10 protein-coding genes are annotated in these 15,066 nt (G+C 71.3%); 6 read left to right on the top strand and 4 right to left on the bottom strand.

Annotated elements, in window-relative coordinates; genetic code table 11:
- Positions 1-24: 24 nt before the first annotated feature.
- Positions 25-1,437, top strand: coding sequence for a VWA domain-containing protein (locus tag ACZ67M_RS21095; RefSeq protein WP_469852182.1), 1,413 nt, complete (start codon positions 25-27; stop codon positions 1,435-1,437).
- A 24-nt stretch (positions 1,438-1,461) separates the two neighbouring features.
- Here the strand turns inward: ACZ67M_RS21095 and ACZ67M_RS21090 are convergent, their stop codons facing one another.
- The 3 genes from ACZ67M_RS21090 to ACZ67M_RS21080 all read right to left on the bottom strand — a co-directional run bounded on the left by ACZ67M_RS21090 (position 1,462) and on the right by ACZ67M_RS21080 (position 5,042).
- Positions 1,462-2,331, bottom strand: coding sequence for a hypothetical protein (locus tag ACZ67M_RS21090; RefSeq protein ID WP_385802689.1), 870 nt, complete (start codon positions 2,329-2,331; stop codon positions 1,462-1,464).
- A gap of 182 nt (positions 2,332-2,513) precedes the next feature.
- Complete coding sequence (locus ACZ67M_RS21085; protein ID WP_361356641.1) at positions 2,514-3,620, bottom strand: metallophosphoesterase; 1,107 nt, start codon at positions 3,618-3,620, stop codon at positions 2,514-2,516.
- A 309-nt stretch (positions 3,621-3,929) separates the two neighbouring features.
- On the bottom strand, positions 3,930-5,042 hold the full coding sequence (locus ACZ67M_RS21080; protein ID WP_122616520.1) for a LacI family DNA-binding transcriptional regulator: 1,113 nt from the start codon (positions 5,040-5,042) through the stop codon (positions 3,930-3,932).
- A gap of 401 nt (positions 5,043-5,443) precedes the next feature.
- Between ACZ67M_RS21080 and hisC the strand changes: the two genes are divergently transcribed.
- The gene (hisC, locus tag ACZ67M_RS21075) at positions 5,444-6,523 is read left to right on the top strand and encodes a histidinol-phosphate transaminase (protein WP_361356639.1); all 1,080 of its coding nucleotides are present in this window, start codon (positions 5,444-5,446) and stop codon (positions 6,521-6,523) included.
- A 70-nt stretch (positions 6,524-6,593) separates the two neighbouring features.
- Here hisC and ACZ67M_RS21070 read toward each other — a convergent pair whose 3' ends face one another.
- Positions 6,594-6,968 carry a cyclophilin-like fold protein gene (locus ACZ67M_RS21070; RefSeq protein WP_355827547.1) on the bottom strand — a complete coding sequence of 125 codons (375 nt, stop codon included), beginning with the start codon at positions 6,966-6,968 and terminating at the stop codon, positions 6,594-6,596.
- 210 nt (positions 6,969-7,178) lie between these two features.
- Here ACZ67M_RS21070 and ACZ67M_RS21065 point away from each other — a divergent pair, with 210 nt between their 5' ends.
- The 4 genes from ACZ67M_RS21065 to ACZ67M_RS21050 all read left to right on the top strand — a co-directional run bounded on the left by ACZ67M_RS21065 (position 7,179) and on the right by ACZ67M_RS21050 (position 15,022).
- On the top strand, positions 7,179-8,684 hold the full coding sequence (locus tag ACZ67M_RS21065) for a cytochrome ubiquinol oxidase subunit I (protein ID WP_361356637.1): 1,506 nt from the start codon (positions 7,179-7,181) through the stop codon (positions 8,682-8,684).
- A gap of 20 nt (positions 8,685-8,704) precedes the next feature.
- Positions 8,705-9,709, top strand: a complete 1,005-nt coding sequence (cydB, locus tag ACZ67M_RS21060) for a cytochrome d ubiquinol oxidase subunit II (protein WP_385802694.1) — start codon at positions 8,705-8,707, stop codon at positions 9,707-9,709.
- 22 nt (positions 9,710-9,731) lie between these two features.
- Positions 9,732-13,238 carry a thiol reductant ABC exporter subunit CydD gene (gene cydD, locus ACZ67M_RS21055; protein WP_469852179.1) on the top strand — a complete coding sequence of 1,169 codons (3,507 nt, stop codon included), beginning with the start codon at positions 9,732-9,734 and terminating at the stop codon, positions 13,236-13,238.
- Between the two features lie 101 nt (positions 13,239-13,339).
- On the top strand, positions 13,340-15,022 hold the full coding sequence (locus ACZ67M_RS21050; RefSeq protein ID WP_392011122.1) for a sensor histidine kinase: 1,683 nt from the start codon (positions 13,340-13,342) through the stop codon (positions 15,020-15,022).
- The last annotated feature ends 44 nt before the right edge of the window (positions 15,023-15,066 follow it).

Raw genomic sequence — 15,066 nt, 5'->3', positions numbered from 1 at the left:
GGTCCGTCTCGGCAGACTGGGGGCATGACATCCACCTCCCTGAGCAAGGGTGCCAACCTCGCCGTCGACTCCCCCGCGGTGCGGGTCGAACTCGCCTGGGCCGCCGGGCCCGGGGTTCCCGAGATCGATGCCTCCGCGCTGCTGCTCACCTCGGCCGGACGGGTGCGGGACGACGGTGACTTCGTCTTCTACAACCAGCCCCGGCACGCGTCCGGCGCGGTGGGGCACCTGGGCAAGCGGGGCGGACCCGGCGCGCCCGCGGGCGTCACTACCGACGCGGTCGAGGTGGACCTGGTCTCGGTGGAGCCGGCCGTCGAACGCATCGTGCTGTGCGCCTCGGCGGACGGCGGGACGTTCGGCCGGGTACCGGGGCTGTCGATGCGGTTGCTGGACGCCGCCTCCGGCACCGAGCTGGCCCGGTTCGACATGACCGCCGGGACGGAGACCGCCCTGGTCGGCGGCGAGCTGTACCGACGGCAGGGGAAGTGGAAGTTCCGCGCCGTCGGGCAGGGGTACGCCGCCGGACTCGCGGGGCTCGCCACCGACTTCGGCATCACCGTGGACGACGACGCTCCCCCGACGCCGACGCCGACGCCGACGCCGACGCCGACGCCGACGCCGACGCCGCCCCCTCAACCTCTGTCTCCGCCGCCGACCGCATCCACTGGGCCGGCCCGCCTCACCAAGGGCGAGGAACAGCTGCCCGTGGACATGCGCAAGCGGCTGTCCCTGCGCAAGGAGCAGGTCGCCGTCAGCCTGCGCAAGCACGGCGCCGACGGCGTCACCGCGCGCGTCATCCTCGTACTGGACGCCTCCGGTTCCATGTCGTTCCTCTACTCCAAGGGCGTCGTGGCGGACGTCGTGGAGCGGATGGCCGCCGTCGCCGCGCAGTTGGACGACGACGGCGAGATGCAGGCATGGACCTTCGCCTCGAACCCGGCCCGCCTGCCCGACCTGCGCCTGGGCGAGCTGCCCGAGTGGCTGCGGCTGCACGTTCGCGTGGGGGAGATCAGCCTCTTCCGCCGCGGCCGGAAGAAGGGCCTGGAGCCCCGGCAGGTCGACATGCGGGCGGTCGGGATCCAGAACGAGGAGCAGAAGGTGATCGCCCAGGTCCGTGACTTCGTCCGGGAGAATCCGGCACCGGTTCCGACCCTGGTCCTGTTCTTCTCCGACGGCGGTGTGTACCGCGACGCCGAGATCGAGCGGGAACTGCGGGAGGCGGTGGAGGAGCCGGTCTTCTGGCAGTTCGTGGGGCTCGGCCGGGCCAAGTACGGGGTGCTGGAGCGTTTCGACACCCTGACGGGCCGCCGCGTCGACAACGTCGGCTTCTTCGCCGTGGACGACATCGCCACCGTGCCGGACCCGGAGCTCTACGACCGCCTGCTGTCCGAGTTTCCGTCCTGGATCACAGCCGCCGGCCGGGCGGGCATCCTCTGACGCGCCGCCCGCCCGGACCGGTGGCTACTCGGGCCGGTGTTCCGGACCCCCGAAGTCCGGGCTGCTGTAGTCCGGGCTGGAGTAGCTCGGACGGTGACCGGTCTCGGGGCCGCCGTCGGGACTGGTGAACCCGGGCCGACCGTATCCGAGGTGCGGCATGCGGCTGCTCGGGGCCTTCGGTCCCGTGCGGTGCAGTGCCGCGGTGCCCGGATTGCCCAGCGCCTCCTGCAGGAAGGGCAGGATGCCGCGTTCCAGCAGGGCGTCGTGCCAGGCGTCCCTGGCCCGGGCCACTTCCTCGTCGAGTACGCCGTAGGAGCCGGACTCGGCGGACGGCCGGTTGCGCAGCGCGGTGATCAGCAGCCCCACCGCGGCGACGAGGATCGCCACCGCGGTCACGGCGCCGAACATCCATCCCGTGGTGAGCATGGTCTGCGCGAAGGCCTGCTCCGGATCCAGCATCTTCAGGATGTAGCCGACGAGCAGGAAGATCGCCGCGGCGGTGCCGGCCAGGACGGGTGCCAGGACGGCGACGACGGCGACGGCCCCCGCACCGGTCGCCTCGGCCACCTCCCCCATGGTGGCGGCGAGTCCCACCGCGTTGCCGCCCTGCTCGTCGGAGCCGGACTCGCGCGTGGCGGGCGACGTGGCGGAGGACGCGGGGTGGCGCAGTTCCTCGCGGGCCTTCACGTAGTGCTGGTACTCGGTGGTGGCCGCCGCCGTGATGAGGGCGGTCGCGTTGAGTGCCATGGTGCGCAGTTGTTCGGAGTTGAGCCGCTGTCCGACAGCGGCCAGTTCCGGGCGGTGTGGTGCGGAGCGCAGCGCCTCGTCGAGGATCCGCTCGTACTCTTGGCGGTCCTCGTTGGACAGGTGCTGCGGAACGCTGTTCATGTGCATCCCCCGATGCTCCGTAGGGCTTGGGGCTCGCATGCCAACGAGCCGTCGGGCAGAAACGGAGGGGAGCCTGCTACGGATAAGCCGATGGTAGAGCGGTGACGGTGGAGGGTGACAGGGGGTTTCCAGAAATTGGGTGCCGTCCCGTACGGGTCCCGCCGTCGAAACGCTCAACCGCCGAACGGTCAGGCGTCCAGCGGAAGTTGCTGGACCAGCAGCTTTCCGGCCATGGTCACGCCGCCGTCCATCGCGATGGCCAGCCCGTCCGCGTAGACGTGGGGTCCCTCGACCGCCGTACGGGTGTCGTCCTCGCCGTCCTCGGAGCCGACCTCGCCGAGCAGGTAGGGGATGGGGCTGTGTCCGTGAACGATCCGGGTGCCGCCGTACGTATCCAGCAGTGAGCGCACGGCCTCGGCGCCGCCCTCGTCGCGGAAGGAGAAGCGCTTGGTGAACTTGCGGAACAGGTCCCAGACCTCTTCCGCGTCGTTACGGGTGAGGGTCTCGCGGACGGTGTCGTTGACCTCTTCGATGGAGCGGCCGTAGTCGAGGTAGGTGGTGGTGTCGGAGTGGACCAGGAGGTGGTCGTCGACCTCTTCGAGGGCGTCGAGGCGGGCCATCCACTGAAGGTGGTGGTCCTGGAGACGGTCCATGTCGGTCTTCTGGCCGCCGTTCAGCAGCCAGGCCGCCTGGAAGGTGGCGGTGCCGGCGCCGGAGTTGACCGGTGTGTCGCCGAACCGCTTGGCGCCGAGCAGCAGCAGCTCGTGGTTGCCCATCAGCGCCTTGCAGTAGCCGCCGGCCGCGGCGGCCTCGGCGGACAGCCGCATCACCAGGTCGATGACGCCGATGCCGTCCGGGCCGCGGTCGGTGAAGTCGCCGAGGAACCACAGGCGTGAGGTGCCCGCGCACCACTGGCCGTCGGCGTCGACGAGGCCCTTCTCGCGCAGCGCGGCGAGCAGCTCGTCGAGGTAGCCGTGCACGTCGCCCACGACGAACAGCGGACCCTGGCCGGTGACGGACTGCCCCACCTGGATCGGCTCGGGGTCGACGGGCACCTGAACCGTGTCACCCCGACGGATGACGGGCAGATCCCGCTGCGTGGGCGTGTACCCCTCCGGGTAGGGCTCCTCGGCCCCCTCCTCGGAGGGCGGCGCGGGCTCGCCCGCCTGTGTGCCGGGGCCGGCATACGGAGCGGTCTCGTGGACGTAAGCGGGCACCCGGAAGTCGCGCACCGTCGCGGTCCGCTCCACCTCGGGTCCCTGACCGGCCCCCTGAGTCATTGACCCCTCCACCATCGCGCCGCATCTGCACCGCTTCGGACTGCCTGGTCGCAGCGGCCCGCGGTGTGTGGGCCCATCATAGGAATGCGGATCGCGCTGTGTGATGACCCAGGGGTGGTGAATCAGAACAGGACTCCGGTTCACCGCGGCTTTCGCCCCGATTGGGCCGGTCTTCGCCCGTCCATGAATGCCGTCCGGCCGTGTTGCGGGCGGGCCGGGTGTGGCGTTCGCCGCCTTTCGCGCGCCCGGTGCGCCGCCCCTTTGCGCCCCGTTTCGGACCGGGGCGCGCCGCCGTACGCGCCGAGCGTGTGGACCGGCGCGCTCCTAGTCGCTCTCCGGTGATCGCGGCGGGCTGACCGTCGTCCGGGGCGGGCGGCGCTGCGAGGACGTGCGCACGATCAGTTCGGTCGGTATGACCTGCTCGACCGGCTGGTCCGAGTGCAGCCCCTCGATCGCGTCGATCAGCACCTGGATCACGGCCGTACCGATGCGGCGGGGTTTGAGCGAGAGGGTGGTGATGGGCGGCTCGGTGCTGGCGTAGACGGTGGACTCGCTGCAACAGACCAGCAGCAGGTCCTCGGGGACGCGCAGTCCGTAGCGGCGGGCGGCGGCGAGGAGGTCGGTCCCGTTCGGGTCGAACAGGCCGTAGACGGCGTCGGGCCGGTCGGGGCGGGCCAGCAGCCGGTCGGCGGCGACCGCGCCGGCGCACGGGTCGTGGGCGGGGTAGGCCTCATAGACCGGGTCCTGCCCGACGCGCTCGCACCAGCGCAGGTAGGCGGTGGTCGACAGGTGGGTGTACGTGTCCGTCGTGGTGCCGGTGAGCAGGCCGATCCTGCGGGCGCCGGCGTCGGCGAGGTGGTCGAGGATGCCGAGGACGGCCGCCTCGTGGTCGTTGTCCACCCACGCCGTGACGGGGAGCGTGCCGGCCGGGCGGCCGTCGGAGACGACCGGTAAGCCCTGGCGGACCAGTTCGGTGACGACCGGGTCGTGGTCCGATGGGTCGATGACGACCGTCCCGTCGAGTGCGACGTTGGACCACACGTCGTGACGGGAGGTCGCCGGGAGGATGACGAGGGCGTAGCCGCGGGCGAGCGCGGCGGAGGTGGCGGCGCGCGCCATCTCCGCGAAGTACGCGAACTCGGTGAAGGTGAAAGGTTCATCCCCGTACGTCGTCACGGTCAGGCCGATGAGCCCGGACTTGCCGGTGCGGAGTGTGCGGGCGGCGGCCGAGGGCCGGTAGCCCAGACGGTCGGCGACCTCGCGCACATGGCGCCGGGTGGCATCCGGGAGTCTGCCCTTGCCGTTGAGTGCGTCGGAGACGGTAGTGATGGATACTCCGGCGGCGGCGGCCACGTCCCTGATGCCCGCCCGGCCCGGCCGGCTGCCTCGACGTGAGGTTTCCGCGCGGCTCACCTGGTGCTTCCCTGCTGCTGTCATGGCGAGCCGATAGTAGGGCTCATGGGGTGGGGTAGGGCGGACGCATATGCACGCGTTGACAGTCACGTTTCTGCATGATCATTAACGCAGAACAGCCTTGGAAAGCAAGCTAGTTGGGCCCAGTCATGCCAGTACCTGGCGTGTCGACCAGTGAGGGCCTGCCATGGGGCGGATGTTGCGAAGAGGTCTCAACTCACCTGCACGGGTGATGCGCGCCACGGCGCAAGCCACCGGCGCGTAGATATATGTGCGGCGCGCCCCCTGAATCGTGCGCCTTCGTGCCCAGATGCCCCTGTTGCCAGTGTGACGGAGGAGGTCCGGCCTCACCTATACGCAGCGGCGGCGAATCCTCATAAGGTGAGAAGTATTCGATGCCGGTGGTGGTCACGAGGAGGACTGCGGTGAGCGAGACGAGCCCCAAGCTGCGCGCCGAGCTGGAGGGAATTCCCACCTACAAGCCGGGCAAGCCCGCCGCGGCCGACGGCCCGGTGGCCTACAAGCTGTCCTCCAACGAGAACCCCTATCCGCCCCTGCCGGGCGTCATGGAGACGGTGACGGCCGCCGCCGAGTCCTTCAACCGGTACCCGGACATGGCCTGTACGTCCCTGATGAGCGAGCTGTCGGACCGCTTCGGTGTGCCCCTCACCCACCTGGCCACCGGCACCGGGTCGGTCGGCGTGGCGCAGCAGCTGATCCAGGCGACCTCGGGCCCGGGCGACGAGGTGATCTACGCCTGGCGCTCCTTCGAGGCGTACCCGATCATCACCCAGATCAGTGGCGCGACCTCCGTGAAGGTCCCGCTGACCCCGGGCGACGTGCACGACCTGGACGCGATGGCCGACGCGATCACCGAGCGGACCCGGCTGATCTTCGTCTGCAACCCCAACAACCCGACCGGCACGGTGGTGCGCCGGGCCGAGCTGGAACGCTTCCTCGACCGGGTGCCGAGCGATGTGCTGGTGGTACTGGACGAGGCCTACCGCGAGTTCATCCGCGACCCCGAGGTGCCGGACGGCGTCGAGATCTACCGGAAGCGGCCCAACGTCTGCGTCCTGCGCACCTTCTCCAAGGCGTACGGCCTCGCGGGGCTGCGGGTCGGTTTCGCGATCGCGCACGAGCCGGTGGCGGCGGCGCTGCGCAAGACCGCGGTGCCCTTCGGGGTGAGCCAGATCGCGCAGGAGGCGGCGATCGCCTCGCTGCGCGCCGAGGACGAGCTGATCGGCCGGGTCGGGTCGCTGGTGTGCGAGCGCACGCGCGTGGTCGACGCGCTGCGCGCACAGGGCTGGACGGTGCCGGAGACCCAGGCCAACTTCGTATGGCTGCGGCTGGGGGAGAGCACGGTCGCCTTCGCGAGCGCGTGCGAGCAGGCCGGCGCGGTCGTCCGACCGTTCCCGGGCGAGGGTGTGCGGGTCACGGTCGGGGAGAGCGAGGCGAACGACATCTTCCTGAAGGTGTCGGAAGCGTTCCGCAAGGAGCTGTAGGCCGGAGGGAGCCGCAGGTCAGGCGGCGGACCGGGGCGCTCCTGTCAGGCGGCGGACCGGGACACGACCGTCAGGCGTCGACGCGCTCCACGCGTACCGGGTCGCCGTTGCGCACCGTGGCCAGTAGGCGCGGGTCGCCGTCCAGGCGGCCCATGACGTTGCACGGACTCGCGAGGCGGCACTCGTCGCCTCGCGAGATCGGTGTGGGCCCGTAGGGGAGGGCCAGGGCGTCCCCGTCGGTCCAGAAGGCGACCGTGCCCGGCTCGACGACCTCCCGGGCGTCCGTTTCACGTGAAACCGACACACCTGTGTCGAAGTACACCTCCTCGCCCCAGGTGTGGGCGGAGGCGGTGAGCGGCAGGGCCTTGAGAAGCGCCTGCGTGGTCGGGGTGTCGTCGAGTGTCGCGGTGAGGTGTCCCGCAGGCCATGAGATCCGAATCTGCATGCCGCGGATTCAACAATATGTTGAAGTCCCTGCCAAGGGGTTGACGTCACAGGGGACCCCCCTTCCGATGCCGAAAAGCGGTAGGTCATAATTGCTTGTGAATGTGAACGCGTTCACAAGCGTGTCCCGGTTACGCCCGCGTTGGGTGTGACATACACGTTCAAAACGCCGCTGACCACGGCGATGTGGCGAGGTAAGGAGAGTGACGACGTGGACATGGCTCTGGCGCCGGAGACCCTGGCGCGGTGGCAGTTCGGCATCACGACCGTCTACCACTTCCTGTTCGTCCCCCTGACGATCTCACTGGCCGCCCTGACGGCCGGGCTGCAGACCGCATGGGTCCGCACGGAGAAGGAGAAGTACCTCAGGGCGACCAAGTTCTGGGGCAAGCTCTTCCTGATCAACATCGCCATGGGTGTCGTCACCGGCATCGTGCAGGAGTTCCAGTTCGGCATGAACTGGTCCGACTACTCGCGCTTCGTCGGCGACGTCTTCGGCGCCCCGCTCGCCTTCGAGGCGCTGATCGCCTTCTTCTTCGAGTCCACCTTCATCGGTCTGTGGATCTTCGGCTGGGACAAGCTGCCCAAGAAGATCCACCTGGCCTGCATCTGGATGGTCTCGATCGGCACCCTGCTGTCGGCGTACTTCATCCTCGCGGCCAACTCCTGGATGCAGCACCCCGTCGGCTACCGGATCAACGAGGAGAAGGGCCGCGCCGAACTCACCGACTTCTGGCAGGTCCTCACCCAGAACACCACCCTCAACCAGGTCTTCCACAGCTTCTCGGCGGCCTTCCTGACGGGCGGTGCCTTCATGGTCGGCATCGCCGCATTCCACCTGATGCGCAAGAAGCACATCCCGGTGATGCGGACCTCGCTGCGGCTCGGCCTGGTCACCCTGGCGGTCGGCGGCCTGCTCACCGCGGTCAGCGGCGACACCCTCGGCAAGGTCATGTACGAGCAGCAGCCGATGAAGATGGCCGCCGCCGAGGCCCTGTGGGACGGCGAGAAGCCCGCGCCCTTCTCGGTGTTCGCCTACGGGGACGTCGACAAGGGGCACAACAAGGTCGCCCTGGAGATCCCCGGACTGCTGTCCTTCCTGGCGCACAGCGACTTCGAGTCCTACGTGCCCGGCATCAACGACACCAACAAGGCCCTCCAGGAGAAGTACGGCCCCGGCGACTACAAGCCCATCGTCCCCGTCGCCTACTGGGGCTTCCGGTGGATGATCGGCTTCGGCATGGCGTCCTTCTCCCTCGGCCTGCTGGGCCTGTGGCTGACCCGTAAGAGGTTCCTCCTGCCGGCCCCGCTGCGCACCGGCGAGGACGAAGTGCCGCATCTGGTCCTGCTGAGGAAGCCGCTCGGGGCGAGGCTCACCCGGTGGTACTGGCTGCTGGCGGTCTGGACGATGGCCTTCCCGCTGATCGCCAACTCGTGGGGCTGGATCTTCACCGAGATGGGCCGCCAGCCCTGGGTGGTCTACGGCGTGATGCAGACCCGGGACGCGGTCTCCCCCGGTGTCTCCACCACCGAGGTCATCATCTCGATGACCGTCTTCACCCTGCTCTACGCCGTCCTGGCCGTGATCGAGGTCAAGCTGCTGGTGAAGTACGTCAAGGCCGGCCCGCCCGAGCTGTCCGAGGCCGACCTCAACCCGCCCAAGAAGATCGGCGGCGACCTCCGTGACGCCGACAAGCCGATGGCCTTCTCGTACTAGGCCGAGGGAGCTGCACAGTCATGGAACTGCACGACGTCTGGTTCGTACTGATCGCCGTCCTGTGGACCGGCTACTTCTTCCTGGAGGGCTTCGACTTCGGGGTCGGCGTGCTCACCAAGCTGCTCGCCCGGAACCGGCCCGAGAAGCGGGTGCTGATCAACACCATCGGCCCCGTGTGGGACGGCAACGAGGTGTGGCTGCTCACCGCCGGCGGCGCCACCTTCGCCGCCTTCCCCGAGTGGTACGCCACGCTCTTCTCCGGCTTCTACCTTCCGCTGCTGGTCATCCTGGTCTGCCTGATCGTCCGGGGCGTCGCCTTCGAGTACCGCGTGAAGCGGCCCGAGGAGAGCTGGCAGCGCAACTGGGAGACCGCGATCTTCTGGACCTCGCTGATCCCGGCGTTCCTGTGGGGCGTGGCCTTCGGCAACATCGTCCACGGGGTCAAGATCGACCGGGACCTGGAGTACGTCGGCACCGTCTGGGAGCTGCTCAACCCGTACGCGCTGCTGGGCGGACTGGTCACGTTGACCCTGTTCACCTTCCACGGAACGGTGTTCACCGCCCTCAAGACCGTCGGTGAGATCCGAGAGCGCGCACGGGTCCTGGCGCTGCGGGTCGGGCTGGTCACGGCCGTGCTGGCCCTGGTCTTCCTGATCTGGACGCAGGCCCACAGCGGGAACGGCAAGAGCCTGGTCGCCCTCGTGGTGGCCGTCGCCGCTCTGGTCGCGGCTCTGGTGGCGAACCAGGCCGGGCGTGAGGGCTGGTCGTTCGCGCTCTCCGGCGGCACCATCGTCGCCGCGGTGGCGATGCTCTTCCTGACGCTCTTCCCGAACGTCATGCCGTCCACGCTCAACCCGGACTGGAGCCTCACCGTCACCAACGCGTCCTCGAGCGCCTACACGCTGAAGATCATGACCTGGCTGGCCGTGATCGCCACACCGGTCGTCCTGCTCTACCAGGGCTGGACGTACTGGGTGTTCCGCAAGCGCATCGGCACCCAGCACCTCGCCGACGCCAAGCACTGAGTGCCGGGGAGGACTGTTTCACGTGAAACCCATCGATCCACGTCTTCTGCGGTACGCCCGCGCGACCCGGTTCTTCCTCACGGCCGTCGTCGTCCTGGGAGCCGTCGGGGCGGGACTGCTCGTCGCGCAGGCGATGCTCATCGCCGAGGTGGTGGTGGGCGCCTTCCAGCACTCCATGACCGCAGCCGAACTCCGCACTCCCCTGCTCCTGTTGGTCGCCGTGGCCTGCGGCCGCGCGCTGGTCGGCTGGCTCACCGAACTGGCCGCCCACCGGGCGAGCGCGGCGGTGAAGTCGGAGCTGCGGGGCCGGCTGCTGGAGCGGGCCACCGCGCTGGGCCCCGGCTGGCTGAGCGGACAGCGGACCGGCTCGCTGGTCGCCCTGGCCACCCGGGGCGTCGACGCCCTCGACGACTACTTCTCACGCTATCTGCCGCAGTTGGGCCTCGCGGTGGTCGTACCCGTGGCGGTGCTGGCCCGCATCGTCACCGAGGACTGGGTCTCGGCGGCCATCATCGTCGGGACCCTGCCGCTCATCCCGGTCTTCATGGTGCTGATCGGCTGGGCCACCCAGTCCCGGATGGACCGCCAGTGGCGCCTGCTGTCCCGGCTGTCCGGACACTTCCTGGACGTGATCGCGGGACTGCCGACGCTGAAGGTCTTCGGACGGGCCAAGGCCCAGGCCGAGTCGATCAAGCGCATCACCGGTGAGTACCGGCAGGCGACCATGCGGACGCTGCGGATCGCCTTCCTGTCGTCCTTCGCGCTGGAACTGCTCGCCACCCTGTCCGTGGCCCTCGTGGCGGTCACCATCGGCATGCGGCTCGTCCACGGGGACATGGCCCTGTACGACGGCCTGGTCGTCCTCGTCCTCGCACCCGAGGCCTACCTGCCCCTGCGGCAGGTGGGGGCGCAGTACCACGCGGCCGCCGAGGGGCTCGCCGCCGCCGAGGAGATCTTCGAGGTCCTGGAACGGCCCGTACCGGCATCCGGGAACGCCCCGGTTCCGGCCCGGGGCGCCCTCGCCTTCGAGGACGTCACGGTCCGCTACCCCGGACGCTCCGTGGACGCCGTCACGGACGTGAGCCTCACCGTCGAGCCCGGGGAGACCGTCGCGCTCGTCGGCCCGAGCGGGGCGGGCAAGTCGACACTGCTCAACGCCCTCCTCGGCTTCGTGACCCCGAGCGAGGGGCGGATCCGGATCGGCGGTACCGACCTCTCCTCGCTCGACCCGGGGCAGTGGCACGCCCAGGTCGCCTGGGTGCCGCAGCACCCGCACCTGTTCGCCGGGACCATCGCGGAGAACGTACGCCTGGCCCGGCCCGACGCCGACGACCTGGCAGTATGCCGGGCGTTGCGGGACGCGGGCGCGCTGGAGTTCGTGGACGCGCTGCCCGACGGCACGGGGACCGTCCTCGGGGAGGACGGGACGGGGCTGTCCGCCGGGCAGCGGCAGCGGCTCGCGCTGGCCCGGGCGTTCCTCGCGGACCGGCCGGTGCTGCTGCTGGACGAGCCGACGGCGGCCCTCGACGGGGCCACCGAGGCCGAGGTCGTGGCCGCCGTGCGCAGACTGGCGGAGGGGCGGACGGTGCTGCTGGTGGTGCACCGACCGGCGCTGCTGGAGGTGGCCGACCGGGTGGTGCGGCTCGCGGAGCCGGCGCCCGCCGACCCGTCCGACGGCACCCTTCCGGTACCGGCCGGGCGTGGTGCCGAGGAGACCGCCGCATCCGCCGTTCCCGTCGCCCCGGACGTCCCGGTGCCCGTGACGGAGGCCCGGGGCGGTGTCCTCGCCAGGGTCCGTGCCATGTCCGCCGCCCGGCGCGGACGGCTCACCCTCGGGCTGCTGCTCGGCAGCCTGGCACTGGGCAGTGCCGTGGGCCTGATGGCCACCTCCGGGTACCTCATCTCACGGGCCTCCGAGCAGCCGCCGGTGCTGTACCTGATGGTGGCCGTCACGGCGACGCGCGCCTTCGGGATCGGGCGGGCCGTGTTCCGCTACGCGGAGCGGCTCGTGACGCACGACGCCGTGCTGCGGATGCTGGCCGACACCCGGGTCGCCGTGTACCGGCGGCTGGAGCGGCTGGCGCCCGCGGGACTGCGCCGCACCCGCCGGGGCGACCTGCTGTCCCGGCTCGTCGCCGATGTCGACACCCTGCAGGACTACTGGCTGCGGTGGCTGCTGCCCGCCGGTGGCGCGGTCGTCGTCTCCGCCGCCTCGGTCGGATTCACGGCCTGGCTGCTGCCGGAGGCCGGTGCGGTCCTCGCGGCCGGTCTGCTGGCGGCCGGGGTCGGTGTCCCGCTGGTGACCGGGGCGGTGGCCCGGTGGGCCGAACGCAGGCTCGCCCCCGCGCGGGGCGTGCTCGCCACCCGGGTGGCCGACCTGCTGACCGGCACCGCGGAGCTGACCGTCGCCGGAGCCTTGCCCGGCCGGGCCGCGGAGGCACGCCGGGCCGACGGCACGCTCACCCGGATCGCCTCCCGCGCCGCCACCGCCACCGCGCTGGGCGACGGACTCACCGCGCTGATCTCCGGCCTGACCGTCGCGGGCACCGCCCTCGTCGGCGCCCAGGCGGTGGCCGACGCCCGGCTCGCCGGCGTGGCCATGGCCGTCGTCGTCCTCACGCCGCTGGCCGCCTTCGAGGCCGTACTCGGGCTGCCGCTGGCCGTGCAGTACCGGCAGCGGGTGCGCAGGAGCGCCGAGCGCGTGTACGAGGTCCTCGACGCACCCGAGCCGGTACGCGAACCGGAGACACCCCGGCAGGCTCCCTCCTCGCCGTTCCCGGTCGTCCTGAGGGGACTGTCCGCACGGCACGCCGGGCAGGACCGGGACGCCCTGGCGGGCCTGGACCTCACGCTCGCCGAGGGCCGCCGCGTCGCCGTGGTCGGGCCGTCCGGCTCCGGCAAGACCACCCTCGCGCAGACGCTGCTGCGCTTCCTCGACGCGGACGCCGGCTCCTACACGCTGGCCGGGGTGGACGCGTACGCCCTGGCCGGTGACGACGTGCGGCGCCTCGTCGGGCTGTGCGCCCAGGACGCGCACCTCTTCGACAGCTCGGTGCGCGAGAACCTGCTACTGGCCAGGAAGGACGCCACCGAGGGCGAACTGCGGGACGCGCTGGCCCGGGCCCGGCTGCTGGAGTGGGCCGACAGCCTGCCCGACGGCCTGGACACCCTGGTCGGTGCGCACGGGGCCAGGCTGTCCGGCGGCCAGCGGCAGCGGCTGGCCCTGGCCCGGGCGCTGCTCGCCGACTTCCCGGTCCTGGTGCTCGACGAGCCCGCCGAACACCTCGACCTGCCGACCGCGGACGCACTCACCGCCGATCTGCTGGCCGCAACCGAGGGCCGGACGACCCTGCTGATCACGCACCGGCTGGCGGGCTTGCGGGCCGTGGACGAGGTGCTCGTGCTGGACCGGGGCCGGGTCGTGCAGCGGGGGACGTACGCGGAACTGGCGGCCGTGCCGGGTCCGCTGCGGGAGATGGCCGGGCGCGAGGCGGCGGCGGAGCTGCTGGTGCCACAGACGCGGCCGTAGGCGCGGTCACCGGCGTGGGCATGAGCACGGGTGTGAGCACGGTCGGAAAATCTTCGGTAATCCGACTTTCCTGAACAAAGGGGTCTCATTAGGCTCGGTTCATGCACCCAGCGCCGCCCCCCGGCCCCCCGCCGCCCCGCGAGGGTGCCTCCGCCGAGCTGCTGGCCCGGGTGCCGAAGCTGCTGGAGGCGATGCGCTCCGTCGGCAGCGGACTGGAGCTGCACTCCGCGCTGAACCGGATCTGCGAGACGGCCGCCGACCTGGCGAACGCCCGGTACGCGGCCATCGGAGTCGTCGACGAGGACGGGGACGGACTGGCCGACTTCGTGCACCACGGCCTCGACGAGGCGACCGTCCGGCGCGTCGGCCACCTCCCCGACGGCCGCAAAGGGCTGCTCGGCGCCCTCATCGCCGACCCCGAGCCGGTCCTGCTCGCCGACCTGACCGAGGATCCGCGCGCGTGCGGCTTCCCCGAGGGCCACCCTCCGATGCGGAGCTTCCTCGGGGTCCCCATCCGGGTGCAGGAGGAGGTCTTCGGCAACCTCTACCTGACCGACAAGCACACGGGCGAGCCGTTCAACGACTACGACCTCGCCATGGTCCGGGTCCTGGCCACCGAGGCCGGCATCGCCATCGGCAACGCGCGACTGTACGAGGCCGCACAGCAGCGGGAGCGGTGGATCGACGGGTCGGTCGCCGTCACCACCGCGCTGCTGTCCGGCGGAGACACCGACGACGCCCTCCAGACCGTCGCCGAGCAGGCCCGCCGGCTCTCCGGAGCGGCCGCCGGCATCGTGCTGCTGCCCGCCGACGGGGGTGGCCTGGAGATCGTGGCGGTCGCCGCGCCGCACCGCACGAACGCCCTCGGCAAGGTCATTCCACCGGAGAACGGCATCGTCGCCGAACTCCTCGCCGGCCGTCCCGTGTTCGTGGACGACGCCGCCACCGACCCGCGTCTGGACGCCGGACCGGTGCGCGCCTACGGACCGATCATGCTGCTGCCGCTCTGCCGGGACGGGCGGATCCTCGGCGGCCTCGTCATGCCCCGCGCCCGCGGGGAGCGCCCGTTCACGCGGACGGAGCGCGCGCTCGGCGACCAGTTCGCCGCGCAGGCCGCACTGGCGCTGATGATGGCCGACGCCCAGCGCGACCGGGAACGGCTCGCCGTGTACGAGGACCGGGACCGCATCGCCCGGGACCTGCACGACCTCGTCATCCAGCGGCTGTTCGCGACGGGGATGATGCTGGAGAGCGCACAGCGCAGGGCGGCGGCGCCCGAGGTGCGCGACGGCGTCGGCGGCGCCGTCGACGAACTCGACGTCACCATCCAGGAGATCCGCTCGGCGATCTTCGCCCTGCGGCAGCCCGCCGAGGCACCCGCGGGGCTGCGGACCCGCCTGCTGCGCGAGATCACCATGGCCGCCGTACCGCTGGGCTTCACGCCCGCGCACCGCTTCGTCGGCCCGGTCGACACCGCCGTCGGCGAGCTGACCGGCAAGAACCTCATCGCCGCGCTGCGCGAGACCCTGTCCAACGCCTTCCGGCACGCCCACGCCACCCGGATCGAGGTGGCCGTGGACGCGACGGCAACCCTGCCGGACGGGCGGCCCGGCGTGCGGCTGACCGTCGCGGACGACGGTGTCGGCATCCCCGAGGGCGGTCGGCGCAGCGGCCTGCACAACCTGGAGCGCCGCGCCGAGACGGTCGGCGGCACCAGCGGGATCGGCCCGGGCATCGGGGCGGACGGCGGCGGTACGACGGTGTGGTGGGAGGCGCCGTACTGAACGTCGCCGGGGCGCGGTTGCCCCGGTTGCAGCAGCCGCGCTGC

The organism is Streptomyces sp. NPDC107500, from assembly GCF_055582785.1.
The sequence above is the reverse complement of the archived record's forward strand: the minus strand, read 5'-3'. Positions and strand labels throughout refer to the sequence as shown.

Bases quoted from the DNA above. Each gene is read 5' to 3' on its own strand.
- ACZ67M_RS21095 (WP_469852182.1), top strand. From the start codon at position 25: ATGACATCCACCTCCCTGAGCAAGGGTGCCAACCTCGCCGTCGACTCC.
- ACZ67M_RS21090 (WP_385802689.1), bottom strand. From the start codon at position 2,331: ATGCACATGAACAGCGTTCCGCAGCACCTGTCCAACGAGGACCGCCAA.
- ACZ67M_RS21085 (WP_361356641.1), bottom strand. From the start codon at position 3,620: ATGGTGGAGGGGTCAATGACTCAGGGGGCCGGTCAGGGACCCGAGGTG.
- ACZ67M_RS21080 (WP_122616520.1), bottom strand. From the start codon at position 5,042: ATGACAGCAGCAGGGAAGCACCAGGTGAGCCGCGCGGAAACCTCACGT.
- ACZ67M_RS21070 (WP_355827547.1), bottom strand. From the start codon at position 6,968: ATGCAGATTCGGATCTCATGGCCTGCGGGACACCTCACCGCGACACTC.
- cydB (WP_385802694.1), top strand. From the start codon at position 8,705: ATGGAACTGCACGACGTCTGGTTCGTACTGATCGCCGTCCTGTGGACC.
- ACZ67M_RS21050 (WP_392011122.1), top strand. From the start codon at position 13,340: ATGCACCCAGCGCCGCCCCCCGGCCCCCCGCCGCCCCGCGAGGGTGCC.